The sequence below is a fragment of the Massilia sp. CF038 genome (genome assembly GCF_900129765.1).
In the GTDB taxonomy this organism is placed as follows: Bacteria; Pseudomonadota; Gammaproteobacteria; order Burkholderiales; family Burkholderiaceae_D; genus Telluria_A.
This window is the reverse complement of record NZ_FQWU01000001.1, coordinates 46,971-73,459: the sequence shown is the minus strand read 5'-3', so window position 1 is coordinate 73,459 and position 26,489 is coordinate 46,971. Positions and strand designations below refer to the sequence as shown.

Annotated in this window: 26 protein-coding genes; 14 read left to right on the top strand and 12 right to left on the bottom strand. The window is 61.7% G+C overall.

Annotated elements, in window-relative coordinates; translation table 11 throughout:
• Window positions 1-14 precede the first annotated feature (14 nt).
• The gene (locus BUC24_RS00325; RefSeq protein ID WP_073212115.1) at window positions 15-2,054 is read right to left on the bottom strand and encodes a phosphocholine-specific phospholipase C; all 2,040 of its coding nucleotides are present in this window, start codon (window positions 2,052-2,054) and stop codon (window positions 15-17) included.
• Window positions 2,055-2,128: 74 nt separating this feature from the next.
• The gene (locus tag BUC24_RS00320) at window positions 2,129-2,515 is read right to left on the bottom strand and encodes a hypothetical protein (protein WP_073212114.1); all 387 of its coding nucleotides are present in this window, start codon (window positions 2,513-2,515) and stop codon (window positions 2,129-2,131) included.
• Between the two features lie 174 nt (window positions 2,516-2,689).
• Here BUC24_RS00320 and ffh point away from each other — a divergent pair, with 174 nt between their 5' ends.
• Together ffh and BUC24_RS00310 are read left to right on the top strand one after the other, a co-directional pair.
• The gene (gene ffh, locus BUC24_RS00315) at window positions 2,690-4,060 is read left to right on the top strand and encodes a signal recognition particle protein (protein ID WP_073212113.1); all 1,371 of its coding nucleotides are present in this window, start codon (window positions 2,690-2,692) and stop codon (window positions 4,058-4,060) included.
• A gap of 190 nt (window positions 4,061-4,250) precedes the next feature.
• Entirely contained in the window at window positions 4,251-4,643 is a 393-nt protein-coding gene (locus BUC24_RS00310; protein WP_073212112.1) for an SWIB/MDM2 domain-containing protein, read from the top strand.
• Between the two features lie 326 nt (window positions 4,644-4,969).
• On the opposite strand, the gene BUC24_RS00305 is transcribed toward BUC24_RS00310, so the two are convergent.
• Together BUC24_RS00305 and BUC24_RS00300 are read right to left on the bottom strand one after the other, a co-directional pair.
• Window positions 4,970-5,587: a lytic transglycosylase domain-containing protein gene (locus BUC24_RS00305; protein WP_073212111.1), complete on the bottom strand. Its 618-nt coding sequence runs from the start codon at window positions 5,585-5,587 to the stop codon at window positions 4,970-4,972.
• Window positions 5,584-7,317 carry a proline--tRNA ligase gene (locus tag BUC24_RS00300; RefSeq protein WP_073212110.1) on the bottom strand — a complete coding sequence of 578 codons (1,734 nt, stop codon included), beginning with the start codon at window positions 7,315-7,317 and terminating at the stop codon, window positions 5,584-5,586. The genes BUC24_RS00305 and BUC24_RS00300 overlap by 4 nt, the downstream gene beginning before the upstream one ends.
• Before the next feature lie 204 nt (window positions 7,318-7,521).
• On the opposite strand from BUC24_RS00300, the gene BUC24_RS00295 reads away from it, so the two are divergent.
• Both BUC24_RS00295 and BUC24_RS00290 read left to right on the top strand, forming a co-directional pair.
• Window positions 7,522-8,139, top strand: a complete 618-nt coding sequence (locus BUC24_RS00295; protein WP_073212109.1) for an RNA pyrophosphohydrolase — start codon at window positions 7,522-7,524, stop codon at window positions 8,137-8,139.
• Window positions 8,140-8,288: 149 nt separating this feature from the next.
• The gene (locus tag BUC24_RS00290; RefSeq protein WP_073212108.1) at window positions 8,289-8,717 is read left to right on the top strand and encodes a DUF1841 family protein; all 429 of its coding nucleotides are present in this window, start codon (window positions 8,289-8,291) and stop codon (window positions 8,715-8,717) included.
• Between the two features lie 4 nt (window positions 8,718-8,721).
• Here the strand turns inward: BUC24_RS00290 and BUC24_RS00285 are convergent, their stop codons facing one another.
• The 6 genes from BUC24_RS00285 to BUC24_RS00260 all read right to left on the bottom strand — a co-directional run bounded on the left by BUC24_RS00285 (window position 8,722) and on the right by BUC24_RS00260 (window position 12,401).
• Complete coding sequence (locus BUC24_RS00285; protein ID WP_229447932.1) at window positions 8,722-9,807, bottom strand: helix-turn-helix transcriptional regulator; 1,086 nt, start codon at window positions 9,805-9,807, stop codon at window positions 8,722-8,724.
• 113 nt (window positions 9,808-9,920) lie between these two features.
• Window positions 9,921-10,256 (bottom strand): c-type cytochrome, encoded by a 336-nt coding sequence (locus BUC24_RS00280; RefSeq protein WP_073212107.1) that lies wholly within the window; start codon window positions 10,254-10,256, stop codon window positions 9,921-9,923.
• A 10-nt stretch (window positions 10,257-10,266) separates the two neighbouring features.
• Window positions 10,267-10,584 (bottom strand): c-type cytochrome, encoded by a 318-nt coding sequence (locus BUC24_RS00275; RefSeq protein ID WP_073212106.1) that lies wholly within the window; start codon window positions 10,582-10,584, stop codon window positions 10,267-10,269.
• Window positions 10,585-10,775: 191 nt separating this feature from the next.
• Complete coding sequence (locus BUC24_RS26480) at window positions 10,776-11,039, bottom strand: hypothetical protein (protein ID WP_143167348.1); 264 nt, start codon at window positions 11,037-11,039, stop codon at window positions 10,776-10,778.
• Window positions 11,040-11,217: 178 nt separating this feature from the next.
• Window positions 11,218-11,874, bottom strand: coding sequence for a hypothetical protein (locus BUC24_RS00265; protein WP_143167347.1), 657 nt, complete (start codon window positions 11,872-11,874; stop codon window positions 11,218-11,220).
• A gap of 14 nt (window positions 11,875-11,888) precedes the next feature.
• Complete coding sequence (locus BUC24_RS00260; protein WP_143167346.1) at window positions 11,889-12,401, bottom strand: hypothetical protein; 513 nt, start codon at window positions 12,399-12,401, stop codon at window positions 11,889-11,891.
• Between the two features lie 129 nt (window positions 12,402-12,530).
• Between BUC24_RS00260 and BUC24_RS00255 the strand changes: the two genes are divergently transcribed.
• The 6 genes from BUC24_RS00255 to BUC24_RS00230 all read left to right on the top strand — a co-directional run bounded on the left by BUC24_RS00255 (window position 12,531) and on the right by BUC24_RS00230 (window position 18,154).
• A complete protein-coding gene (locus BUC24_RS00255) occupies window positions 12,531-13,391 on the top strand; it encodes an AAA family ATPase (RefSeq protein ID WP_073212102.1) in 861 nt (286 codons plus the stop codon).
• Window positions 13,391-13,972 carry a GNAT family N-acetyltransferase gene (locus BUC24_RS00250; RefSeq protein WP_073212101.1) on the top strand — a complete coding sequence of 194 codons (582 nt, stop codon included), beginning with the start codon at window positions 13,391-13,393 and terminating at the stop codon, window positions 13,970-13,972. Before BUC24_RS00255 ends, BUC24_RS00250 begins: the two co-directional genes overlap by 1 nt.
• A gap of 1 nt (window position 13,973) precedes the next feature.
• Window positions 13,974-15,143 (top strand): vWA domain-containing protein, encoded by a 1,170-nt coding sequence (locus BUC24_RS00245; protein WP_073212100.1) that lies wholly within the window; start codon window positions 13,974-13,976, stop codon window positions 15,141-15,143.
• Window positions 15,144-15,372: 229 nt separating this feature from the next.
• Window positions 15,373-16,551, top strand: a complete 1,179-nt coding sequence (locus tag BUC24_RS00240) for a cation:proton antiporter (protein ID WP_073212099.1) — start codon at window positions 15,373-15,375, stop codon at window positions 16,549-16,551.
• A gap of 1 nt (window position 16,552) precedes the next feature.
• Window positions 16,553-17,674: a YbdK family carboxylate-amine ligase gene (locus BUC24_RS00235; protein ID WP_073212098.1), complete on the top strand. Its 1,122-nt coding sequence runs from the start codon at window positions 16,553-16,555 to the stop codon at window positions 17,672-17,674.
• A gap of 186 nt (window positions 17,675-17,860) precedes the next feature.
• Window positions 17,861-18,154 carry a GIY-YIG nuclease family protein gene (locus BUC24_RS00230; RefSeq protein WP_073212097.1) on the top strand — a complete coding sequence of 98 codons (294 nt, stop codon included), beginning with the start codon at window positions 17,861-17,863 and terminating at the stop codon, window positions 18,152-18,154.
• An 84-nt stretch (window positions 18,155-18,238) separates the two neighbouring features.
• Here the strand turns inward: BUC24_RS00230 and BUC24_RS00225 are convergent, their stop codons facing one another.
• Together BUC24_RS00225 and BUC24_RS27150 are read right to left on the bottom strand one after the other, a co-directional pair.
• On the bottom strand, window positions 18,239-19,219 hold the full coding sequence (locus BUC24_RS00225) for a gamma-glutamyl-gamma-aminobutyrate hydrolase family protein (protein WP_073212096.1): 981 nt from the start codon (window positions 19,217-19,219) through the stop codon (window positions 18,239-18,241).
• Window positions 19,220-19,286: 67 nt separating this feature from the next.
• Complete coding sequence (locus BUC24_RS27150) at window positions 19,287-20,108, bottom strand: response regulator (RefSeq protein WP_073212095.1); 822 nt, start codon at window positions 20,106-20,108, stop codon at window positions 19,287-19,289.
• 163 nt (window positions 20,109-20,271) lie between these two features.
• Here BUC24_RS27150 and BUC24_RS00215 point away from each other — a divergent pair, with 163 nt between their 5' ends.
• From BUC24_RS00215 to BUC24_RS27080, 4 genes are read left to right on the top strand one after another with little or no spacing between them, the layout of a single operon-like run.
• The gene (locus tag BUC24_RS00215; RefSeq protein ID WP_073212094.1) at window positions 20,272-22,269 is read left to right on the top strand and encodes a DNA topoisomerase IV subunit B; all 1,998 of its coding nucleotides are present in this window, start codon (window positions 20,272-20,274) and stop codon (window positions 22,267-22,269) included.
• A 1-nt stretch (window position 22,270) separates the two neighbouring features.
• Window positions 22,271-23,980: a molecular chaperone HscC gene (locus BUC24_RS00210; protein WP_073212093.1), complete on the top strand. Its 1,710-nt coding sequence runs from the start codon at window positions 22,271-22,273 to the stop codon at window positions 23,978-23,980.
• Window positions 23,977-25,791 (top strand): J domain-containing protein, encoded by a 1,815-nt coding sequence (locus BUC24_RS00205; protein ID WP_073212092.1) that lies wholly within the window; start codon window positions 23,977-23,979, stop codon window positions 25,789-25,791. Before BUC24_RS00210 ends, BUC24_RS00205 begins: the two co-directional genes overlap by 4 nt.
• 4 nt (window positions 25,792-25,795) lie before the next feature.
• Complete coding sequence (locus tag BUC24_RS27080; RefSeq protein ID WP_073212091.1) at window positions 25,796-26,452, top strand: J domain-containing protein; 657 nt, start codon at window positions 25,796-25,798, stop codon at window positions 26,450-26,452.
• The last annotated feature ends 37 nt before the right edge of the window (window positions 26,453-26,489 follow it).

Sequence of the window (26,489 nt, the reverse complement as noted above, 5' to 3'; positions counted from 1 at the left end):
CCGCAAGCTTTGCGTCAGCGTCCGATGGCCGGGTCGCTGATCCCGTCGCGCCCCGTTTCCACCCGCCCCGCAAAACGGCGCACAAACGCCGGCAGCTCGCGCACCCGCACGCTGACGTCATACCAGTGGCCCGACTGGTGCAAATTCCACATGTGGACATTGGTGGCGTACGGCGCCACGACCAACTCCACCGGCGCGCTGTCGCCGTAAGCGTTGGTCGTGATCACAAAGGTCAGCGGCATCAGGCCGGGATTGAACAGCTCGGCGTCCAGACTGCCTTCGGCGCCGTCATACAGCACCCGCACTTCCGGCTCGTCTATGCTCGCTGGCAAGCTGGCGCCAGCACGGCCGGCAAACTGACGGTGAAAGCCGCCCGGGCCCAGCACCCACAAATCATAGGCGCCGCCCTGCCCGGCCAGGGCCCAGCTGCCGCTCAACTGTGTGCCGGGCCCGACCGTATAGCGGCGCGGCAGCGCTTCTGGCGCCAGCCGGTCGTAGATGTGGAACACGGCCGCACCGCTGCCGCTGCTGGCCAGTTGCAGCGTCAGCGTCATGGCGCCCACATCCACGTGATCGCTCACGTGCAGCTGGTAAGGCAAGGCGCGCGAGCGGCGCACCCCGGCAGCCTGGCGCGGCAGCGCGAGCGCCGGCGGCATGGGCGCCGTCGCACCCAGGGTGCGCGCCTGCGCCGCGCGCGCGCCCGTGGCGGGCAACTGGTCCAGGAAGGGGGCCGCGTCGCTGCGGCTGAAGTCAAACGCGCTGGTCAGGTCGCCGCACACCGCGCGCCGCCACGGCGTGATGTTCGGCTCCATCACGCCAAAGCGGCGCTCCATGAAACGGATCAGCGAGGTATGGTCGAACACTTCGGAACTGACCCAGCCACCCCGGCTCCAGGGCGACACCACCACCATCGGCACGCGCGGGCCCAGGCCGTAGGGCCGTTGCATCAACGCTGGCGACTCGGTCGCTTCCAGCGTGGCATGGCGATGATAGTCGGCCGCGGTGTCAACGCTGGAGGCGCCAGCAAACACAGGCTGCGGCGGCTCGCCCTGCCAGCCCAGCACCGACGGCGGCGCCGGTGGCGGCACATGATCGAAAAAACCATCGTTCTCGTCGTAGACGAGAAACAGCACCGTCTTGCGCCATACGTCCGGATTCGCGTTCAGGGCCGCCAGCACCTGGGCCGTGTAGTGCGCGCCCTGCGCCGGACTGGATGGCACCGGATGCTCCGAGCCTTCCGCAGTTGCAATGATGTAGGACACCTGAGGCAGCGCGTTCTGCTCGACATCGTGCTGCAACTGGGCCAGCGTGCGCGTGCTCATGCCACGCAAGCGCAAGGGCGACGCCGGATCGGCCATGGCGGCGCGGAACTGGCGAAAACCGGCCAGCGGATTATCGGCGTAATTGTCGGCCATGTCCTGGTACACCTGCCAGCTGATGCCGGCCTCTTGCAGCCGCTCAGGGTAGGTAGTCCAGGCGTACCCGCCCTGGGGATCGAAGGCGAGATTGTCGTAGCTGTTGCCAATCACCGGGCCGTGCGCGGCCGCATGCGGATCGTTGCCGCCGCTCCAGGTGAAAACGCGGTTGGGATTGGTGCCGCCCAAAAACGCTGCATGGTAGGCGTCGCAGACCGTAAACATGTTAGCCAGCGCGAACTGAAACGGGATATCGGCTTCGGTAAAGTAGCCCATCGAGTGCGCCCGCTTGTAGGTGGGCCACTGGTCGAGAATGCCGTGATTCCAGGCCAGCTGGGCGTCGGGCCAGGTGTGCGGGGTGCTCGCCACGCGCAGGCGCTCGAACGCTTGCTGCGTATCGAGGTGAAACGGGGTGACAACCGTTTCGCCGTCACGCTGAAACCAGACGCTGTCGGACTGCGGATGCGGGATCGGGAAGCGGTCGCCAAAGCCGCGCACCCCCTTCAGGGTGCCGAAATAGTGGTCGAACGAGCGATTTTCCTGCATCAGGATGACAATGTGCGCCACATCCATGATGGTGCCCGTGGCGCCATCGCTGGCCGCGCCGTCCTGTTCGCCCGCTTCCCGCACACTTGCCATAACCAGCCCGCTTCCCGCTCAACACGTTGTCGAGCTCATTATAGAGGCTAGCTGTCGGCAAGGTTCAGCCCGTTTTAATCGGGGGTGGCAGCAGCGGGAACGCCTTTGGCATCGGCTGTGCCACTGGCGCCCGGGCCTGGATCGGTGCCCGCGGCGCCGGGGGCAGACGCGCCGCCAGTCGCGCTGGCATCTGCGGCATCGCCCAGCCCGGTACCGCCCGCCGCAGCGGCGCCTGCGGCCGGACTGCCGCCGCCTGCCAGGCTGCCCCCGGCCGCGCCCGGTGCACCAGCGCCATCGGCCTGCTCGCGCAGCGATGGCCCGCCGGGACCACCCTTGCTGCCGGACTGATGCGCCGCTGCCGCGGCATCGGTGCCGCCGCCGTCACCGACCACCTGGGCGCCGGTCCCGGGCGCGGCCGCCGGGACGGACTTGCCGTCCGTCATGTTGCTATCCTGATTCATCGCACTCTCCCCGCAAAAGTGCTTAGAGCGCCGGCGCGCAGGCAAGTTGCCAACAACGGCAGATCAGCGCCCTGCCTCGCGCCCGAGCCCGGCATTCCTGCCTGCGGACATAGGGTAAAATGGCGCACCGCCGGCCCCGCGCCGGCTTGCCTCTATATATATGTCAGGTCCGTCATGCTCGATAACTTAACCCAACGCCTTGCCAAGGTCGTCAAGACCATGCGCGGTGAGGCGCGTCTGACCGAAACCAATACCGCCGACATGCTGCGCGAAGTGCGTCTGGCCCTGCTCGAGGCCGACGTGGCCTTGCCGGCCGTGCGCGAATTCATCAGCCGCGTCAAGGAAAAAGCCCTGGGCGAAGAAGTCATCGCCTCGCTCAGCCCGGGGCAGGCCCTGGTCGGCGTGGTGCAGCGCGAGCTGGCCACCCTGATGGGCGCCGATCTGGGTCCGGACGCGTCGCAGCTCAGCTTTGCCCAGCAGCCGCCTGCCATCATCCTGATGGCCGGTCTGCAAGGTGTGGGTAAAACCACCACCGTCGGCAAGCTGGCCAAGTACCTGAAAGAAGAGAAAAAGAAAAAAGTGCTGACCGTGTCGGCCGACGTCTACCGTCCCGCCGCGATCGCCCAGCTTGAATCGGTCACCAAACAAGTGGGCGCCGACTTCTTCCCGTCCACGTCCACCGACAAGCCAGTCGACATCGCCCTGGCCGCGCTGGACTGGGCCAAGAAGCATTACCACGATGTGCTGATCATCGACACCGCCGGCCGTCTGGGTATCGACGAAGCGATGATGCAGGAAATCTCGGCCGTGCATAAAGCGGTCAATCCCATCGAAACCCTGTTCGTGGTTGACGCCATGCTGGGTCAGGATGCGATCAACACTGCCAAGGCCTTCAGCGATGCCCTGCCCCTGACCGGCATCGTGCTGACCAAGCTCGATGGCGATTCACGCGGCGGTGCCGCGCTGTCGGTGCGCCACATCACCGGCAAGCCGATCAAGTTTGCCGGCGTATCTGAAAAACTCGACGGCCTGGAAGCGTTCGACGCGCAGCGCATGGCCAACCGCATCCTGGGCATGGGCGACATTCTGGCCCTGGTCGAAGAAGCGCGCAAAGGGGTCGACAGCAAAGCCGCGGCCGACCTGGCCAACAAGATCAAGGTCGGCGGCCGCTTCGACATGAACGACTTCAAGTCGCAGCTGGGTCAGATGAAGAAAATGGGCGGCATGGCCAGCCTGATCGACAAGCTGCCAGCCCAGTTCCAGCAAGCTGCCGGTGGCGCCAACATGGACCAGGCCGACAAGCAGGTGCGGCGCATGGTCGGCATCATTGATTCGATGACGCCGCAGGAACGGGCCAAGCCGGAGCTGATCAAAGCGACCCGCAAACGCCGCATTGCAGCCGGTGCCGGGGTCCAGGTACAGGAAGTGAACCGCATGCTGGCGCAGTACGACCAGATGCAAACCATGATGAAAAAGCTCAAGGGCGGCGGCATGATGAAGATGATGCGCGGGATGAAGGGCATGCTCCCGGGCGGGATGCGCTAAGCCGCTGGTGTATGCACGGCGATGGTGAAAAAACCGGGAAACGTCGTTTTCCCGGGCACGCGCAGGGCTTCCCCCTATGAAAAAGGGGTTAAATTCTCGAAAAACACTTGCGCAGAGTGTAAAACCCCACCAATATAAGCCGTGCGATCAATTGCGCAATTTCCCATGTGTTCGTTAAGGAGGCTCGAAGATGGCAACAGCCAAAAAAACCCCAGCAGCAGCGCCAGCAAAAAAAGCAGCAGCCAAGCCAGCGGCAAAGCCAGCAGCAAAAAAAGCAGCTCCTGCTAAAGCCGCACCAAAAGCAGCAGCAAAAAAACCAGCAGCAGCCCCACGCAAGCCGAACGCCGCTTTCATGAAAGCGATGACTCCTTCCGCGACCCTGGCCGCAGTCGTTGGCGCAACCCCGCTGCCACGCACCGAAGTGACCAAAAAAGTCTGGGACTACATCAAGAAGCTCGACCTGCAAGACGCAGCGAACCGCCGCATGATCAATGCAGACGACAAGCTCAAAGCTGTCTTCGGCGGCAAAGCGCAGGTGTCGATGTTCGAAATGACCAAACTGATTTCGGATCACCTGAAATAATAAAATTTAGCTGTCCAAGCCGAATTCGCAAAAGGCCCTGTTCGCAAGAACAGGGCCTTTGTGTTTGGGGCGTGAGAAGCGCAGGTAAAACGGGAGAAGATAAAAGCAGAAGCAGAAGCAGAAGTAGAAGTAGAGGGAGCGCATAGTTACATCGCCCTCGCGAAGGCGGGGGCCCATACCACGTCACCGAATTCGATAAGTTGGTATAGGCCCCCGCCTTCGCGAGGGCGATGTGGGGTGACGCGAGCGCGATGTGGGTGACGCAGGTGCGATGTGGGGTGACGCGAGCGCGATATAGGTGACGCGGTGCGATGTGGGGGTGGCGCTTAGTTAAACTCCCACTTCTTCCAAGCCGCCAGCACGGCATTCGGATACTGCGGCTGGCCGCGGCTGCCGTTATACCGGCCCAGCGCCAGATACAGATTGCCGCCTTCCATATCGATATACATGCGCAGGATCGCGCAGCCATAGCGCAGGTTGGTCTGCATGTGGAACAGCTTGCTGCGATCACTGTCGCCCACCACGCCGGTCCAGAACGGCATCACCTGCATGTAGCCACGCGCGCCGGCAATCGACACGGCGTACTTGCGATACGCCGACTCCACCTGAATCAACCCCAGCACCATGCCCGGGTCAAGCCCGGCGCGGCTCGCTTCATACCACGCCACCTCCAGGAATTCGAGCCGCACCTGCTCGTCGGGCACCTTGCGCTTCAAGCGCTCCGACATGGTGGCCAGCCAAAGCTGGTAGCGGATGCGCGCGCCCTCTTCCTTGAAAAAAGGCTTGGGCGGACGCGCATCCTTGATGGCATTCGACAGGGCCAGGCGCACCGAATCGGCAATCGCTTCTTCTTTCTGATTGCCGGCCACAGCCGGACCGGCGCACGCGAGCGCGGCCAGCACCAGCGCCAGCAGCGCCTTCAAGCGAGACAGACCGGCTTTCACTGCGCCAGTTTGCCCTTGATGAAGTCGACCATGCCGGCCAGCGGCACGGCAGTCGCTTCGGTATCGCGGCGGCCCTGGTATTCCAGGTTACCCTCTTTCAGACCACGCTCGCCAATCACCACGCGGTGCGGCACGCCGATCAGTTCCCAGTCCGCGAACATGGCGCCGGGACGCAGGCCGCGATCGTCAACGATCACGTCCACGCCGGCAGCCTGCAAGGCCGCATACAGGCTCTCGACTTCGGTCTTGACCATCTCGCTGCGGTCCATGCCCATCGGGCACAGCACCACTTCGAACGGCGCAATCGCCGCTGGCCAGATGATGCCCTTGTCGTCGTAATTCTGTTCGATGGCCGCGCCCAGGATGCGGGTCACGCCAATGCCGTAGCAACCCATCTGCAGCGTGGCCGGCTTGCCGTTCTCGTCGAGGAAGGTGGCCTTCATGCTTTCGGAGTACGAAGTACCCAGCTGGAACACGTGACCGACTTCGATCCCGCGTTCAATCGCCAGCACGCCCTTGCCGTCTGGCGAAGCGTCGCCTTCGACCACATTGCGCAGATCGGCCACCAGCGGCTCGGCCAGGTCGCGGCCCCAGTTGGCGCCGGTATAGTGGAAGCCTTCTTCGTTGGCGCCGCACACAAAGTCGGCCATGTTGGCCACGGTGCGATCAGCTACTACGGTGACGGGGAGCTTGGTTCCGATCGGGCCCAGGTAGCCAGGAATCGAACCGTAGACTTCGAGGATTTCGGCTTCGGTCGAGAAACGGTGCGCGGCCAGGCCAGGGACTTTGCCGACCTTGACTTCGTTCAGTTCATGGTCGCCGCGGATCAGCAGCATGAAGTACTGCTTGAGCTGCTTGCCATCGACTTCTTTTTCCACCGTCAGCGCGACCGTCTTGACGGTCTGCGCCAGCGGCAGCTTGAGGAATTCAGCCACGGTTTCGCACTTGGTGGTGCCAGGCGTGGCGACCTTGGTCAGCGCAGCGCCGGCAGCGGCGCGGCTGGCCGCCAGCGGCAGCGCTTCGGCCGCTTCCATGTTGGCAGCGTAGTCCGAGGTCGGGCAGTAGACAATGGCGTCTTCGCCGGTGCTGGCAATGACGTGGAATTCGTGCGAACCGGAGCCGCCAATGGCGCCGTTGTCGGCCGCCACCGCGCGGAACTTCAGGCCGAAGCGGTTGAAGATGGCGACATAGGCGTCAAACATGATCTTGTACGACGCTTTCAGGCCCGCTTCGTCGCGGTCGAACGAGTACGCATCTTTCATGGTGAATTCGCGCCCGCGCATCAGGCCAAAGCGGGGACGGCGCTCGTCGCGGAACTTGGTCTGGATGTGATAGAAGTTCAGCGGCAGCTGGCGGTACGACTTGATTTCGGAGCGGACCACGTCGGTGATCACTTCTTCGGACGTGGGCTGGATGGCGTATTCGCGGCCGTGGCGGTCTTTCACGCGCATCAGTTCCGGGCCCATTTTGTCCCAGCGGCCAGTTTCCTGCCACAGCTCGGCAGGCTGAACCAGCGGCATCAGCATCTCGATACCGCCAGCCTTGTTCATTTCGTCACGGATGATGGCTTCGACTTTGCGGATGATGCGCAGACCGGTCGGCATGTAGGTATAAATGCCCGAACCCAGGCGCTTGATCATTCCTGCGCGCATCATCAACTGATGGCTGACGATTTCAGCGTCGGAAGGCGCTTCTTTTAAAGTTGAAATAAAAAAACGTGAGGCGCGCATATCGGTGAATTCTTTTTAAAAAGAGAGGGTTATAATCAACCTAATTTTAAAGGATTAGCTGGCTGATGCGTCCAATCTTTATACAAATGGGCCCGTTTGATGCGTTTCCCGCCGTTTTCGTACCCCGAAAACCTGGTGGGAATGATGATTTGTGGGTAAATATGTAAGACGGCGCACTACCGGCAGAAAGTTTCGAGGTGCACTATGCTCGATCGTGAAGGGTTTCGGCCCAACGTCGGCATCATCCTGCTGAACGCCCATAACGAGGTGTGGTGGGGCAAGCGGGTGCGCGAGCACTCGTGGCAATTCCCGCAAGGGGGTATCAAATACGGCGAAACACCCGAACAGGCAATGTATCGCGAACTGGAGGAAGAAATCGGCTTGCGCCAGGAGCATGTCAAGATTGTTGGCAGAACGCGCGACTGGCTGCGCTACGAAGTACCGGACCATTTCATCAAGCGCGAGATTCGCGGCCACTATCGCGGGCAAAAGCAGATCTGGTTTCTGCTTAGAATGTGTGCGCGCGATAACGATGTGAATCTGCGCCTGACGGACCATCCGGAGTTCGACGCCTGGCGCTGGCATGAGTACTGGGTGCCGCTTGATGTGGTGATCGAGTTCAAGCGCGACGTGTATCAGCGTGCCTTGCAGGAGTTGTCGCGTTTTCTGACCTGGCCTGCCAATGGCGGGCACACGCATGAAAGGCGGCACACGGCGCGTTATTTGCGCCAGCCGCACGCACCGCGCAGCACCCAGGCCCCGGCCGACAAGCCTGAAGCGGCGCCCGAATCGCAGTTGATTCTGACGCCAGACAAAGAGTAAGCAGTACGGAAAAGCGCGCAACTTGCGCGCTTTTTTGTTACCCCGTACATCGCCCTCGCGCAGGCGGGGGCCCATACCACCTCGCCGAATTCGGTCAACATGGTATGGGTCCCCGCCTTCGCGAGGACGATGCAGCGATTGAGATAACTATGTTCACACCCTCCTCCAACGACGTGCGCCGCTTCTTCTGCGAAGCCTTCCGCAAGCAGCGCGCCGGCGAAATTCTCAGCCCGATGGACGCCATCGCCGCCGACTGGATCGCCCACCATCCCGAATACGATGACGTACTGGCCGACGCCGACGCTGCCGTCGCGCGCGACTATTCCGTCGAAGGCGGCCAGGCCAACCCTTTCCTGCACCTGTCGATGCATCTGTCGATCGCCGAACAGGTATCGATTGACCAGCCACCCGGCATCCGCGCTGCCTGCAATGCCCTGACGGCCCGCCTGGGCCCGCACGACGCCCACCATCAAATCATGGAATGTCTGGGCGAGATGATCTGGAAGTCGCAGCGCGATGGCGCCCAGCCCGATACGGCCGCCTACGTCGATTGCGCACGCCGGCGCGCGGGCGCCTGATGCGCTAGGCGGCCGGCGCCTGCTTGCGGTACTCGGACGGGGTCATTCCGGTGGCGCTCTTGAAAATCCGGTTGAGCGCACTTTTGCTGTTAAAGCCGCAGGCAATACCCAGATCGAGAATGCTGTGCGCCGCCTCGGACGGCGCATGCAGCGCCGTCTTGAGCGCCTCGACCCGATAGCGGTTGACGAACTCCTGGAAGTTGACCCCGCCCACCTCATTGATCAGCTGCGACAGTTCATGCGGCGTCATGGCAATCGCCCCGGCCAGCTCGTCGAGCTTGAGCTCACCGTTGCGGTACAGCTGCTCGCCCTCCATTGCCGCCTGCAGCCTGGCCATGAAGGCGGCCCGATCGGCCTCGCTCCAGCTGCGGTTGGCGTATTTGACCTTCGATGGAGGCGGCGGCTCCGGCATGGGCCGGTAGCTGAGCGGCAGGCGAATCGCCAGCAGCGCCGTGGCATACACAAACATCAGCAGCGCCAGCGCGCCGACCACATCGGCCGACACCGGCAAGGGCAGCTCGGCAAGTTCGATCGCGAGCGCGGCCACGCTGATGATCCCGCCCACCAGCCACACCTTCATCAAGCGCCCCAGCCCTGCCGCCAGCGCACTGTCGCTGGCCTGCCGCACCAGGCGCGCGCCAGCTGCCGCGTAGGTCAGGAACAAGGCCAGCTTGACCAGGGCCGCCGGGGCCAGGTACCAGGGTGGCGCCGCGCGCTGCAGCATCCAGGCCAGCTTGGCCTCGCCCGACTGCAGGTAAAAGGGCAGCATGGCCAGGGTGGCCAGCGCAAACGGCAGGAAATGCAGCCAGGCCCGTACACGCAAGGGCGTGTCGTACAACACGCTGCGCAGATAGAAGTACAGCAGCGGCCCGGTTGCCAGTCCCAGCGTGGCGATGGCGTTGGCGCTATGTGGATAGACTGTGTAAAGACGATTGACGCCCAGCCAGGCATGCAGAATCACCGCGGCGCACACCAGCAGCAGGGCCGCCAGCAGACGGTTGGCCGGGCGCAATTCCCTTTGAGGCGCACTTAGCAGCGCGACCATCAGAAAGCCGGCTTGTCCTATGGCCAGCAACAGCAACCAGGACACGACCGTACTGCTCAAACCCGGCCCCGGAATGAAAAAATCCCTTCAGCGGCTTGCTGCCGGCGGAAGGGATCGTTCGCGATCATCGGGTCGATGATGGCAGTGCAGCCGGCTGCTTAGCGCTTCAGTACCAGCTCCGAAGGCAGGCTGTGCAGGTAAGCGGCGATGTCGGACATGTCCTGGTTCGACAGTTTGCTGACCTGGCCGCCCATGATGGCGTTGTTACGGCCATTGGCGCCGTTGCCGCGCTTGTAAGCCTTGAGCGCGTGCTCGAGGTACTCGGCGTGCTGGCCAGCCAGCTTTGGATAGCTTGGATCGATAGGCTTGTTGTAATCGGCGCCATGGCAGGCAGCGCAATTGTTATCCTTGACCAGCTTTTCGCCCTTGGCGACGTTGCCGGCGAAGGCACTGGCAGAAACCATGCAGAACAGGGCGATAATCAGTTTTTTCATGGCGCTGTCCTTATTTCTTCTGCTGGGAGTAATAGGCCGCTACGTCGGCGATTTCCTGGTCGGTCATGGTGGAAGCCACGCCGCGCATTGTTGGATGCTTGCGGTCGCCCTTTTTGTAGGCGTTCAACGCATTTTCGATGTACTTGGCTGACTGGCCGCCCAGCATCGGAACCGGATAGACTTCAGGGAAAGTTGCTTTGTAACCGGAGATGCCGTGGCAGCCGATACATTGTTCAACTTTAGCGGCCTTGGCATTGGCAACGATATCCGCAGCGGCGGACAGGTTGGCGACGCCGGCGAGCACGAGAAGTGCGAAGAATTTTTTCATGGTGGCGATGGTAAGTGGTAGTCGGTACCGTACGTGCAAAAAAGTTACCATTTGCACTATCAACCTGCGATTTTAACTGATACGCGGATTGGCGTCCACTTCACCGTGTTGGCCCTGTGCACCTGCCAACTGCCGCTCAACACGACGGTCGCGCCCTGCAAGCCGGCCGCTGCCAGCGCCCGGGGCCTGGGTCAGCCGCCTTTCACGGCCAGAAAACTCATCAGCGCGCCCCAGACCGACAGCCCCATCGCCAGTACCATGACAACCGCGAAGCCCAGTTCCAGCGGGCCAACATCCTGCCCGCTGCCACCCCAGATCAACACGGCAAAGCCCAGCGCGAGTGCCGCCAGCGCAATGCAAAACGCGGTCCGGCCCAGCCAGGGGCGATACATGGAACGCGCCAGGCCGAGCAGCAATCCACTGGCCCCGATCAAGGCCAGTAGACCAATCAGCATGCCATGCGCATCCGAGCTGGCGACAAGCCACAGTACAGGCCACGCCTGTACTACGTACAGCCCCACCAGCCAGGTGAACAAAAGCAAAAAGTAATGCCGCAGCCCGACCTTGCTCGGCTTCCTGATGGGCGGCGGGACAGGCGCTGCGGGCGCGGCGTAGGGATTTTTCGACATCGAATTAGGAAGAACAGGTGGGAGGTAGACCCGCGTTGCTGCGCTGGGCAATGTACTCGGCAAGGCGCGCCATGCGGATTCCGTAACGGGGCATTGCGCCGCGCGCGGTCCGGCGAAAATGTTCCGGGTTAGCGTCCACGCCGGCACTTTCAAAGTCGTCCGGCAGGATCGTCATGTCCTCGTCGTCGAAGTCGGCTTCGGCCAGTTCTTCCTGCATCTTTTCGATCGTGCAAGGCAACCAGCCCGGATAGCCGCTGCGTCGCCCGATCAGGAACAGCGTACCAGCCTTGTCTGCGGTCAGCCCGGCAACCCGGTTGCGCAACATCACGGTGCGCGCCCCCTCGGTGCGCGCCAACAACAAGCTGGGCCTGGGCGGGCCGGCGAATTGCTGCATACCGTAGTGGGACGATCCATGGATTTCGCGATATGCGGGGCCGCTCTGGCCATACAGGGTCGCAATCACGTTCGCCTTGAGCCAGAACGGCGGTGGATCAAGGCAGATCACGTCCTTGCGCGAACACTTGGGATCGGGCGCCAACTGGCCGCCCGGCTCCAGCACCGCCACCAGTAACTGCAGCGTGGCACTCTGGTCCTGCGCGGCCGCCTGCGCCATCGCGCCGATGGCCAGCGCCAGCATGAGGGCTCGTCCCAGTATGTGCATGAAGTGCGCCTTGCCTAACGCTGGAAGGTACTGCAAATGCTGTCCATCTGTTTGTCGGCCACACCGGAAGGCGTGGTGACGTTGGAGGCCACCACCAGCACCAGAATCGTCTCGTCGATTTTCACCGTCAGATAGCGCGATACGCTCACGTCTGCCAGTTCGGCCTGCCAGGCGGCGTGCGGCACCGCCAGGCTGGCGCAGTGGGACGATTCGGACACGGTGGCGCCGCTCTTTTCCAGGAAAGCCGACTCGGTCTGGCGGTGCGCCGCCAGCGCTTCTTCTTCGGTCCCTGCGCTTGCGGGCACGCGCAAGACCTGCAACATGGCGCCGTCGATCATGGCAAAAATACGGTGATCCTTTTCCGAAGTGCGGATGGTTTTTCCCGGCACCTCGAACGCATACTCGGACGACTTGGTCTTGGCTGAAAAACGGTAACCGGTGTCGGATTTCACAATACGCAGCGGCGCGTCGGCCAGGGCGGGCAATGCGGCCAGGGCCAGCAGAGGCAAGAGGCGGAATAATTTCATGGGACCGAAAAATGGTGCTTGAATAACAATCTGCGCAGTGTACGCATGGCGGACCAGGCTGTCCATCCGGGCCGGCATTTGTGATCTGGCTTATACTCAAACCAACTTCACTTTTTGAGCTTTCTCGCCATGCACGCACCGCAAACTCCCCGCTTCGACGGCTCCGATGCCTATGTTGCTACCGCCGACCTGAAACTGGCCGTCAATGCCGCCCTCACGCTCCAGCGTCCGCTCCTGATCAAGGGCGAGCCGGGTACTGGCAAGACCATGCTGGCCGAAGAAGTGGCGCAGGCGCTCGACATGCCGCTCATGCAGTGGCACATCAAGTCGACCACCAAGGCCCAGCAAGGCTTGTACGAATACGACGCCGTCTCGCGCCTGCGCGACTCGCAGCTGGGCGACGAACGGGTACGTGACATCAACAACTACATCGTCAAGGGCGTGCTGTGGCAAGCGTTCACGGCGCCGGAACCGGTGGTGCTGCTGATCGACGAGATCGATAAGGCCGACATCGAGTTCCCCAACGATCTGCTGCGCGAACTGGACCGCATGGAGTTCTACGTCTACGAAACGCGCGAGATGGTGGTGGCCAAGCACCGCCCGCTGGTGATCATCACCTCCAACAACGAGAAGGAACTGCCGGACGCTTTCCTGCGCCGCTGCTTCTTCCATTACATCAAATTCCCCGACAAAGACACGATGGAGCAGATCGTCAAGGTGCACTACCCGACCTTGAAGCAGGAACTGCTGGCCCAGGCCCTGCAAAGCTTCTACGAAGTGCGCGACGTGCCAGGCCTGAAGAAAAAGCCGTCGACCTCCGAGTTTTTGGACTGGCTCAAGCTGCTGCTGGCCGAAGACATTCCTCCGGAAGCGCTGCGCAGCAAGGATGCCAAGACCATCGTGCCGCCACTGCATGGCGCGCTGCTGAAAAACGAGCAGGACGTGCATCTGTTTGAACGCCTGGTCGCCATGTCGCGGATGAATCGCTGATGATCCAGGTCGACCCGCTTACCCTGCAGTTCAACGGTGTGCTGCTCGAACCGCTGGCGCTGTCGCACGCAGATGGCTTGCGCGCTGCCGCCAGCGACGGTGAACTGTGGAACATTCGCGTCACCTCGGTGCCGGAACCGCACCAGGTCGAGAACTACATTCGTACAGCGCTGGACATGCGCAACCGGCTCGCCTTTGCCGTGATCGATGCCGCCAGCGGCGCCGTGATTGGCACCAGCAGCTACCACGACATCGTGCCCGAGATCGACCGCGTTGAAATCGGCTGGACCTGGTACGCCAAAAGCCGCCAGCGCAGTCACGTCAACACCAGCTGCAAGCTGGCCCTGCTCTCGCATGCCTTCGACACGCTGGGCTGCGCGGTGGTGGGTCTGCGCACCGACAACTTCAATCATGCCTCGCAGGCAGCCATCGAACGCCTGGGTGCAAAAAAAGATGGCGTGATGCGCCATTCCAGCCCGCGCCGCGACGGTACCGTGCGCGACACGGTCCTGTACAGCATCCTGCGTGGCGAATGGCCCGAGATCAAGGCGCAGCTGCATTACCGGCTGCAAAGGAGTTGAGATGCTGATTGATTTTTTCTTCACGCTCAAGGATGCCAAGATCCCGGTCACCATCAAGGAATTTCTGACCCTGCTCGAGGCGATGGAAAAGAACGTGATCGGCCCGTCGATGGACGACTTCTACTATGTGTCGCGCCTCACGCTGGTCAAGGATGAAGCCCACTTCGACAAGTTCGACCGCGCATTTGCGCAGTACTTCAAAGGCATCAACGCGGCCTTCGAAACCAATGCCGGCATTCCGCTGGACTGGCTGATCAAGCGCATGGAACGCGAACTGTCGGCCGAACAGAAGGCCCAGCTCGAAAAATTCGGTTACGACAAACTGATGGACCGCCTCAACGAGCTGCTCAAGGAACAGAAAGAGCGCCACGAAGGCGGCAGCAAGTGGATTGGCACTGGCGGCACTTCGCCGTTTGGCAATGGCGGCACCAACCCGGAAGGCATCCGCATCGGCGGCGCTGGCGGCAACCGCACGGCCGTCAAGGTATGGGAGCAGCGCGCCTACAAGGACTACGATGCCGAACGCGAACTGGGCACCCGCAACATCAAGGTGGCGCTGCGCCGGCTGCGTAAATTCGCACGCGAAGGCGCGGAAGACGAATTGGCGCTGGACGCCACCATCCGCGCCACGGCCAGCAATGCCGGCTTCCTCGACATCAAGATGCAGCCGGAGCGCAAAAACAAAATCAAGGTGCTGATGCTGCTCGATGTGGGCGGCACCATGGACGACCATATCGAACGCACCGAAGAATTGTTCTCGGCCTCGAAGACCGAATTCAAGAACATGGAGTTCTTCTACTTTCATAACTGCGTGTATGACTACCTGTGGAAGAACAACCGGCGCCGCAACGCCGAGCGTTTTCCCACCTGGGATATCCTGCGCAAGTACCCGCCCGATACCAAACTCATTTTTGTCGGCGATGCGACCATGAGTCCATACGAGGTGCTGGCGCCAGGTGGCTCGGTTGAATACAACAACGAGGAAGCGGGCGCGGAGTGGCTGGCACGCTTTACCAATGCCTTCCCCAAATTCATCTGGCTCAATCCGGAACCGGAAGGCGTGTGGCAGTACCGGCAGTCGATTGCCGTGATCAAGCAGATCATGAATAACCGCATGTTTCCATTGACCATTGAGGGTTTGGAACGAGCAATGCGCCTGCTGAGCAAGTAACACCACATCGCCCTCGCGCACATGCATAGAAAGATACATCGCCCTCGCGAAGGCGGGGGCCCATGCCATCTGACCGAATCCGGCAGCATGGTATAGCCCCCCGCCTGCGCGAGGGCGATGTAGTGGTCTCTCCATGCACATCGAGTATTTGCTCTAATTCAATCGTGCGCACGATGTCATCTTGTAAAATCTCGCGTCACCTCTTCGCGGGTTTTACTGAAAGGACGCCATGCCAGATCTCCTGCAGATCCTGACCGACCTCTCCTGGCCCGTAGCGATTTGCATCGCCTGGCTCGCGGGAGAATACGGTCAGCGCTGGACCGGACTGCCAAAGATCAGCTTCTATGGCATTGCCGGCTTCCTGCTCGCCTCGTCGCAAATCGGCGTATTGCCACAAACGGATCCGGGCATCGTGCTGGTCATGGCCGACGTCGGATTCGGCCTGATCCTGTTTGAACTGGGTTACCGTATCAACTTGCGCTGGATCCGCACCAATCCCTGGTTCGGCATGGCAGCACTGGTCGAAGCAGTCGGTACGTTCTTCGCCATCTACTTCGTCGCACTGGCATTCAACACGTCGACCATGACGGCGCTGATGCTCGCTGCCCTCGGCATGTCGACCTCCCCGGCCACGGTGGTGCGCGTGATTAACGAGATGCGCAGCTCCGGCCAGGTGACGGAACGCGCCCTGCATCTGACAGCGATTAACTGCGTGCTGTCGGTGTTTACCTTCAACGTCATTATCGGCTTCTGGATCTTCCGCAGCTCCGAAGACATTGGCGACGCCACGCTCAACAGCCTGGTCGCACTGGCGCTGTCGGCGCTGACGGGCGCCGTGTTTGGCCTGGTGGTACCGGCTGTGCTGCGCCACATGGGCAACCTGTCCAAGGATGCTACGGTCGGCTTCGCGCTGGCGGTGATCCTGCTGGTGGCAGTTACCTACACGACCCAGCTTTCGCCCGTCGTGGCCACCCTGGCTTTTGGCCTGACAGCGCGTCACCGGCGTGTGGCCTTCACCCAGGCGCAACGCAACTTTGGCGCGTTGGGCGAACTGCTTACCGTACTGTTGTTCGTGTTTGCAGCGTCCACCCTTGACTGGCGCACCATCACCAGCGGCACCGCGCTGGCACTGGCGGTGGTGGCCGTGCGCATGCTGACCAAAATCGTCGGCGTGACCGCGTTCTCCGAGCTGTCGGGCATCTCCTGGCGCAAGGGTGCGCTCACCGGCCTGGCGCTGGCGCCGGTGTCGGTGTTTGTCATCCTGCTGCTCGAACATGCGCGTCTGCGCGGCGTGAACCTGGCCGAAGAACTGCGCGCCATGGCTGGCGTGACGCTGCTGCTCGAAGTGTTCGGTCCGATCCTGATCCAGCGTGCGCTGGTCTGGGCCAAAGAATCACACGGAGAATAAGATGCCATTGGAACCCTTCGCGCAGTCGCAGGCGCTGACCTTCGGGGTCGAACTGGAACTGCAGCTGGTCAGCCTGTCGGACTTCGACCTGACCGCGTCCAGCCCTGACCTGCTTCATTTACTGGGCAAGAAACCCTTCCCCGGCAACGTCACACCCGAGATTGCCGAGAGCATGATCGAGATTAATTCGAGCGTGCATTCGCAGCACGCACCGCTGCTGGCCGAGCTGCTGGAAATTCGCGACCTGCTGGTGGCCGCAGGCGACCAGCTCAACATCGGCCTGTCCGGTGGCGGCACCCATCCGTTTCAGCATTGGTCGGAACAGAAGATTTTCGAAAAGCCGCGCTTTCGCGAACTGTCCTCGCTGTACGGCTACCTGGCCAAGCAGTTCACCGTGTTCGGACAACACGTGCACATTGGCTGCGCCTCGGGCGACGACGCCATGTTCCTGCTCCATTCGCTCAGCCGCTACATCCCGCACTTCATTGCCCTGTCGGCCTCCTCACCTTTCGTCCAGGGCCACGACAGTCTGTTCGATTCGGCCCGGCTCAATTCCGTGTTTGCCTTCCCCATGAGCGGACGGGCGCCGTTCACCCTGACCTGGGATGAATTTGCCAACGTCTACTTCGCCAAGATGGAAGGCACCGGCATCATCAAGAGCATGAAGGACTTTTACTGGGACATCCGGCCCAAGCCGGAATACGGCACCATCGAACTGCGCGTGTGCGACACGCCGCTGACGGTGGAGCGGGCCGCGGCGCTGGCAGGGTATTTGCAGGCCTTGTGCCGCCACCTGCTGGAACGGCGTGAAGAGCCGCCCGTGGAAGACGACTACCTGGTCTACAACTTCAACCGTTTCCAGGCATGCCGCTTCGGTCTGGACGGCGCGATCACGCATCCGAAAACGTACGAGACGATGTCGCTGCGCGAGGATATTCTGACGACGCTGCGCAAGATGGAGCCGCATGGCGAAGCCCTGGGTTCGCTGGGCGCCCTGCGTCACTTGACGGCGGCAGCGCAGGATTCAAGCGATTCGACCTACCTGCGCCGGCAGTATGCAGAGCAGGGCAGCGCCGAAGGCATGGTCAATGCCGCCATCCACAAATTCCGCGGCGACGCGTAGCCACCACATCGCTTGAGCGCCCACCACATCGCTTAAGCACCACCACATCGCTTAAGCACCCCCACATCGCTTAAGCACCCCCACATCGCTTAAGCGCCCACCACATCGCCCTCGCGAAGGCGGGGGCCCATCCCACGTTTGATCCGCACCAAACTGTGATCAAGCCCGGGGCCGCACCATGTCTGGATGGACCAGCCCAGCTACGTCTACATCATGGCAAGCAAGCCCTACGGTACGCTCTACACCGGCGTTTCAACCGACCTGGTACGCCGCGTATGGGAACACCGCGAAGAATTCCTGGAGTGTTTTACAAGTACATACCACGTGCACCGGCTTGTTTGGTATGAGATTCACGGCGATGTGATGGAGGCCGTGGCTCGCGAGAAGCGGATCAAGAAATTCAAGCGCGCGTGGAAGATTTCGCTGATTTCAAAAAGTAATCCGACATGGCGCGACCTGTACGCTGATTTTACGGCTTAGGTCAGCGTGGCATGGGTCCCCGCCTTCGCGAGGACGATGTGCGTGAAGGGCGATTTTGCGGGCAAGCGCAAAACCCAATGCAACTTACAGCCGGGTTTCGCGGGCGGCGCGCAGGAACTCGTCGAGGATGGGCGTGCAATCGAGCAGATCGACGCCGCCGGCCCGGTGAAACTCCGGATGCCACTGCAAGCCCATCACGAAACTGGCCCGCTGGTAGCGAATCGCCTCCACAATCCCGTCCGGTTCCGACACGGCTTCGACCATGATGTCGCGCCCCAGATCCTTGACCGCCTGATGGTGGATCGAATTGACGATCGGCCGCTGCACCTTGGGGAACATGCGCGCCAGCGATGAACCTTGCGGGAACAGAATCGCATGCCGGTGCGCGTCGTAATCGCTGTGCACGTGCGCCAGCGCGTCAGGCACATTGGTCGCCACATCCTGGTACAAGGTACCGCCAAAAGCCACGTTGATCAGTTGGCAGCCGCGGCAAATGCCCAGCACCGGCTTGCCAGCGTCTACAAACTCATGCAGCAGTTCCAGTTCGTAGACGTCGCGCGCGCGGTCGCCGCTCCACTCGGGCCGCGTGGGCGACTCGGAATACGTCTGCGGCGACACGTCCGCCCCACCCTGCAGCACCAAGCCGTCCAGGTGTTTCGCGTAGTGGCGAAGAGTAATATTGCTGGGATGCAGAAGGCCGTTGGTATTCACCGTCGGCACCATGAACACCAGCACGTCGCGCGACATGACCCACTGGGCAATCGATTCTTCGAGATATTGCAGATTTTTGCTGCGCAGGCCGGTCGCGCCCGCTTCGGGATGAAATATCCGGGCCGACACGCCAATGCGCAACGTGCGCCGCATGAAGTCGCGGCCGATCTTGTCGCGTACCGCGCGCCAGCGCGAACTGAATACCCGCTTGGCCAGCGACAGCGGCGTGTCGTTGACTTTCAGGTAGCGCGGTGGCGCATCGGCCGCCCGCCGGTCGGGTACCCGCGTCGCGTGGGGTACACCGTCTTTTTCTGTAGGGGGGCCGCGTCTGTCGGGCTTGTCTGTATCTGGCATGGCTTCAATATAGCAATTGCCACCGGGCGCACGATTCAAAGTTGTAACAAAATTGTGGTGTTCCTGATCACAGCGGCAGCGACAGCAGCTTTTTCAGGGTCGCCACCAGATGCTGGTCGGCCACTGGCTTATCGAGCATGCCGCGCACCCCCGCCGCTCTTGCGCGCGCCGTGTGATAGTGAAACCCCGGCCCCACCAGCAGCACCACGGCAGTGCGCTTGCCGCCCGGCTGGCCCTTGATGGCGGCGGTCAGACCGTAAGGGTCGATCACAGGCGTGGAGGTATTAATCAGCACCAGCGACACCGCCGTTTCCTCGCACAGGCGCAAGGCGGTGGCGGCGCTGTCGGTCCAGGTGATGGTCATGCGTCCGGCGCCCATCAGGGTGTCCAGGTGGTCGCGCAGGGCTTCGCTTTTGTCGATGATCAGTACCGCGCCCGTCGGTGGCGCCTTGCGCCGCTTGAGGTAGTCGGCCGGGTCGGTAATGTCCAGATCCAGGCGCGGTTTGCGGCGCCGCTCCGTCAGCAGCGGTAAGCCGCGCGCCAGCAGCTGTGCCTGCGCCTCGGCGCGGCGCAGCAGCAGGTCAGCCATGATCGCGTACAGGCTGCCCAGGTCCAGCGGGCGCAGCAAACGGGGATAGGGAAATTCCAGCACCGCTCCGCCGATGACGATGACGGGATCGAGTGCCGTCGGCGGCGCAGCCAGGACCGAGGCGATGGCTTTCAGATCATCGCCATTGGCAATGACCAGATCGGGGTCTTGCAAACTGTCGTCAAGCAGGCAAGAATATCCCGGCCCGTCTCCGGGCGCCTTGGCGAGCGCGTTCGCCAGACGGGGCCTTTCGTCCGGATCGAAGCCGGCAAGGCGGATGGCGAATGGATACTTATACATGCTTTTCTTGCAAATTTGTGAAGCGGCGCGGGTGATTGCGACACGCTTGAAGTGAATCTAACCACTATCGCTGACGCTGGCAAGCGTTTCATTCGCGCCAAAATGGCTTACTTTTCCGTCCGACAAGATAGAATGCGCAGGCATCCGCATAAAGAATTTTGATATGGCCACCAAAAAACCTGCATCCGACTACAGCGAATCATCCATCCGTGTCCTGAAAGGACTGGAACCCGTCAAACAGCGTCCGGGGATGTATACCCGCACTGAAAATCCGCTGCATATCATTCAGGAAGTCATCGACAACGCCTCCGACGAAGCGCTCGGCGGCCACTGCAAGAACATTGGCGTTACTCTCAACACGGACGGCTCCATTACGGTGGAGGACGACGGCCGCGGCATTCCGGTTGGACTGCACCCGGAAGAAAACGTGCCCACCGTCGAAATCGTGTTTACCCGCCTGCACGCCGGCGGCAAGTTCGACAAGGGCTCGGGCGGCGCCTACGCGTTCTCGGGCGGCTTGCACGGCGTGGGCGTCTCGGTCACCAACGCCCTCTCGACGCGCCTGGAAATTACCGTCTGGCGCAAGGAAGACAACGGCAACGGCCTGCACAAGATGGCGTTTGCCCATGGCGACGTGGTCGAACCGCTGGTGTCGGTGCCAGCCCCGCGCGACGGCAAAAAGAGCGGCACCCGCGTGACCGCCTGGCCCGATCCGAAGTATTTTGACTCGCCTGCCATTTCCCAGGTCGAACTGCAACGTCTGCTGCGCTCCAAAGCGGTGCTGCTGCCGGGCGTGACCGTCACGCTGACCAACGCCAAGACTGGCGACGTCACCACCTGGAAGTACGATGAAGGCCTGCGCGGCTACCTCAACGAGATGCTGGCCCAGTCCTCGAATGGCGAGACCTTGATTCCCGTGTTCGAAGGCGCCCAGTATTCAAACGGCGAAACCGACGGCTTTGCCGAAGGCGAAGGCGCGGCCTGGGTGGTGGCGTGGACCGAAGAAGGCGCGGTGGTGCGCGAATCCTACGTCAACCTGATCCCCACCTCCAACGGCGGCACCCACGAATCGGGCCTGCGCGACGGTCTGTACGGCGCCGTCAAGAGCTTCGTGGAGATGCACTCGCTGCTGCCGAAAGGCGTCAAGCTGCTGCCCGAAGACGTGTTTGCACGGGTGTCGTTTGTGCTCTCGGCCAAGGTGCTGGACCCGCAGTTCCAGGGCCAGATCAAGGAACGCCTGAACTCGCGCGACGCGGTGCGCCTGGTATCGAGCTTCTCCAAGCCGCCGCTGGAATTATGGCTGAACCAGCACGTCGAATACGGCAAGAAGCTGGCCGAGCTGGTGATCAAGCAGGCGCAGTCGCGTTTGCGCTCGCTGCAGAAAGTCGAAAAGAAAAAATCGTCCGGCGTGGCCGTTTTGCCGGGCAAGCTGACCGATTGCGAATCAACCGACATCGCCCGCAACGAAATCTTCCTGGTCGAGGGTGACTCGGCAGGCGGCTCGGCCAAGATGGGCCGTGACAAGGAATTCCAGGCCATCCTGCCGCTGCGCGGCAAGGTGCTCAACTCCTGGGAGACCGACCGCGATCGCCTGTTTGCCAACAACGAAATTCACGATATCGCCGTGGCTATTGGCGTGGACCCGCACAGCCATGGCGACACGGTTGACCTGTCCGGTCTGCGCTACGGCAAAATCTGCATCCTGTCCGATGCCGACGTCGATGGCTCGCACATCCAGGTCCTGCTGCTGACGCTCTTCTTCAAGCACTTCCCGGCGCTGCTGGACAAGGGCCACATCTGCATCGCCCGTCCACCTTTGTACCGGGTCGACGCACCGGCGCGCGGCAAAAAGCCGATCCAGAAGCTGTACGCGCTCGACGCCGGCGAGCTGCTGGCGATCGAAGACAAATTGAGCAAGGACGGCTTGAAGGAAGGCGCCTGGAGCATCTCGCGCTTCAAGGGTCTGGGTGAAATGAACGCCGAGCAGCTGTGGGAAACCACCATGAATCCGGACACCCGGCGCCTGCTGCCGGTCATGCTGGGCGACTTCGAGCATATCGATGCGTCGGCGCGCTTCAATATGTTGATGGGCAAGGGCGAGGCTGCCGCACGGCGGGCCTGGATCGAAGAACACGGTAACGAAACGGAAGCGGATATCTGACATGATCATCGGGATCGACCTTGGCACCACCAACAGCCTGGTGGCGGTCTGGCGCGACGGGAAAGCTTCCATCATTCCCAATGCACTGGGCAAGAACCTGACGCCTTCGTGCGTGGGGATTGATGATGACGGCACGATCCTGATCGGGGAAGCGGCGCACGCGCGTCTGCAGACCCACCCGCACCTGACGGCAGCCGTGTTCAAGCGCTACATGGGCAGCGAACGCAAGACGCAGCTGGGCAAGCAGGTTTTCCGCCCGGAGGAACTGTCGTCAATGGTGCTGCGCGCGCTCAAGGAAGATGCCGAGAGCTATCTGGGCGAAACCGTCACCGAAGCGATCATCACGGTGCCAGCTTACTTCAGTGACGCGCAACGCAAGGCCACCCGCGTGGCCGGCCAGCTGGCCGGGCTCAAGGTGGAACGCTTGCTCAACGAGCCAACCGCAGCGGCCCTCGCCTATGGCATTCAGGATGCCCAGCGCGAAACCAAATTTCTGGTGTTCGATCTGGGCGGCGGCACGTTCGACGTCTCGATTCTGGAGCTGTTCGACGGCGTGATGGAAGTGCGGGCCTCGGCTGGCGACAACTTCCTCGGCGGTGAAGACTTCGTTACCGCCATCGTGGATGGCTTCCTGCAGAAAAGCGGGCTGGAAAAGGCCATTGGCAGCAATGTCCTCACGGGCAGTCAGCGCCAGCGCCTGCGCGACGAAGGCGAGCGGGCCAAGCGCGCTTTGTCGGAAGCACCGCAAGTCAAGATGCTGATGCATTATGACGGCACCGAATACCAATGGGAGCTGACCGAAGACGTGCTGGCGCAGCTGTGCGAGCCACTCATGCAACGCCTGCGCACCCCGGTCGAACGCGCGCTGCGCGACGCCACCATCAAGGCTTCGGAGCTGGAGTCGGTGGTACTGGCCGGTGGCGCCACGCGCATGCCGCTGGTACGCAAACTTGCCTCGCGCATGTTCGGCCGCTTCCCGCTGATTCATCTCGATCCCGACGAAGCGATCGCCCTTGGCGCGGCCGTGCAGGCCGGGCTGAAGATGCGTGATGCCGCCCTCAGCGAAATCGTCATGACCGATGTGGCGCCTTATTCGCTCGGCATTAACATCTCGCGCCAGATGGGTCCGAATAACTATGAGTCCGGCCACTACCTGCCGATTATCGATCGCAATTCCGCGGTGCCGGTATCGCGCGTGGAACGCATTACCACGATCAACGACTATCAGAATGAATTGATGGTCATGATCTATCAGGGCGAAGCACGACGGGTTGCCGACAATATTTTCCTCGGTAAGCTGCTGTTCCCGATCGCGCCGAAAAAATCCGGCGAGATCAGTGCCGACGTTCGCTTTACTTACGATATCAGCGGTGTGCTCGAGTGCGAAATCACGGTGCTGCCGACCCAGGAAAAGCACAAACTTCTGATCACGGAAAACGCTGGCGTCATGTCGCCGGACGAGATCGAAAAACGCCTGGCCGAACTGGCCGACCTGAAGATTCACCCGCGCGACCGGATTGAAAACCGCACCCTCGTCGCCAAGGCGGACCGCCTCTACGAACAGCTGCTGGGAAATGACCGCGAACATCTGGCGCAGTACGTGGCCCACTTTATCGCGGTACTGGAACAGCAGGATGCGCAGGCCACCCGGCGCGCGCGCGAGGCACTGGAACAGGCCATGAATGCGCTGGATCGGGGTTCATTCCTGTGAATGCGTGGGAAATCCTCGGGATAGAGTCCGACAGCGGCGAACGTGCGATCAAGCGCGCCTACGCGTTGCAGCTCAAAACGACCCGTCCCGAGGACGATCCCGCGGCATTTCAGACTCTGCGCGAAGCTTATGAGCGGGCCCTGTCGATGGCAGCCAATGGCGCCGCCAGCGAAAACGCGGCACCGCCTTCTTCCCCGTACCAGGAAGATGCGATCGATCCGCAAGCACCGGTCGCAATTGTGGCCGAAGAAGACGCGCCACCACGCATGCGCCGTCACCTGCGCGATGATGCGCCGCCACCAGCGCCGCCCGAGCCCAAAATTGCGCTGCGCTCCGGCGGTGGCCCGGCCTATTCCGCTGCCTACGAACGCCACTGGGGCGAGCCCGCCATTGCTGAACTTCCCGAAGTCGAAGCGCAACGCCTTTGGGAGGCCTTCTCGCGCAAAGGTCTGCGCGACACGCGCGCCTGCATCGATGAATTGGTCGCCAGCGGCGACCTGCTCGACCTCCAGGTGCGCGAATGCTTTGAATTGTGCGCGCTGCGCCATTGCGCCCGGGCCGAATGCGAAGACAAGTTTCGCCAGCACATGGCTGAATTCTTTGAATGGGATCTTGGTAATTCGAGCGCTCAGCGCGCAATGCCGCAGGAAGCCCGGGAAGCCATGAACCGTCTGGACGCCTACCGTTCGCACTGCTGGCTGTACTCGCACCATGACAATCCGGTGGTGAGCGCCTTGCTTGCAACCAGTGTGCCAAGCAGCTTTCGCGACACCTTCGATCGCGACTTCACCCGCTCCATGCAGCATTGGATCGCCACGATCCGCTGGGGCCACCGCAATATGCTGCACTACAAACTGAATCAGCAGGTATTCGAAGCGTGGGAAAAGGCGGCCAATGAGCGCCGCTATTTCAAGCAGACGCTCAAATTGTCTGCTTACACCGGCCTGGTCATCGCCTTGCTGGCCACCGCTATCCACTACACCAGCGGCCAGAAGTTCTCCATGCCAGTGGCGCTCATCGCGCTTGCGCTGTCGCAGGCACTGGCCTTTTTCGCGGTCGCAAGGTGGACGCAGCGTCCCCCTGCCTTCCTGCAGTCGGAACGGTTTCGCGCTTGGCAGGAAAGCTTCAACATCTTTACGCACCACCACCGTTATCGGCCGCAATGGCAGTTCGGATGGATGGCAGCCTACTGCGCTGGCACCATGTTGATGCCCCTGGCGCAGGGGTCCTCCGTGCTCGGTTTTTTGTTGGGCGCGTTCCTGCTGGCGACCGTACTGGCAAGTGTCTTTGCCAACTCCACGCATTTTCTTCCGATCGCGTTTCTGACGCATGCCGCCTTTGCGATCATTCTGGGACTGATCCTGCAGACGAATGTTTTCCGCGACTTGTCATTGTTGACGAACACGTTCGCCACATTTGGCGCTTTACAGATACTGTTCCGCGGTGGCGGCGACTTGCTTACCTGGCTAGGCTGCGTGGAGCGCAAACGGACCGCTGGCCGTATGGTATGGTTCATCGGCGCGATGGCCCTGTTCCTGATGTGCTTCTCGACGACGAAAGCCGAATTCCCCTTCAGCCTGATCATGTGGGCATGGGTGCTTGCGGGCTTTGTCTTCTTCCGCGCCGTCGAAGAGACCGCGGGAATTGCGATCGTTACCCTGTTCCTGATGTCCATGGTCAAAGTGGTGGTTCCAGATCTTCGCTTCCAGGACAACCTGATTTTCATCTTTGGCATCATCCTGCTGACGCTGGGCATTCATGCGGCGATCAACATGCATGAAGCACCGCGCATTGAAGCGCAGGCAGGTTAGCACCATGAATATCTGGACCATACTGGGCATCAGGGCCACCAGCGACGAGCGCGAAATCAAGCGCGCCTATGCGCGCCAGCTCAAGACCACGCGCCCGGAGGACGATCCGCAGGGTTTCCAGGACCTGCGTGACGCCTACGAAACCGCTTTGCGCGTGGCACGCCACGCCGACACCTATGGCATGGAGCTCGACGAGCCGCTCGAGGACGAGTCGGATCGCGAAATCGCTGCGCCACCGGAGCAGCCCGTGTACACGGCTTGCTACGAATGGGACCCTGACACCGATCCCGACGTGCCGGTGTACCGCGCCGTGTTTGACTTTGTCCCCGAAACGTCATCGTCCGGGGCCTCGGCAGTGGTCGAGGCACGCCGGATCTGGGCCGAATTTCTACCGCGCGCGCACATCAATACCGGCGCGCAGCTTGCCGCGCTGGCGGCCCGCGGCGATTTTCTCGATCTCGAGGTGCGCGAATGCTTCGAACTGTGCGCAGTGCAGTACTGCGCCGGCACCGGCTGCGACGACCAATTCCGGATCGACCTGGCAGACTATTTTCATTGGGAGCAGAATCCCTCGTTTATTTACCGCGAAATGCCGGAAGAGGCGGAAGCGATCCTGTCGCGGCTGCATTTTTACCGCGACTATCTGAATCAACGGCCATAATCGGCACCGTTTAACACCACGCAAATCAACACCAATC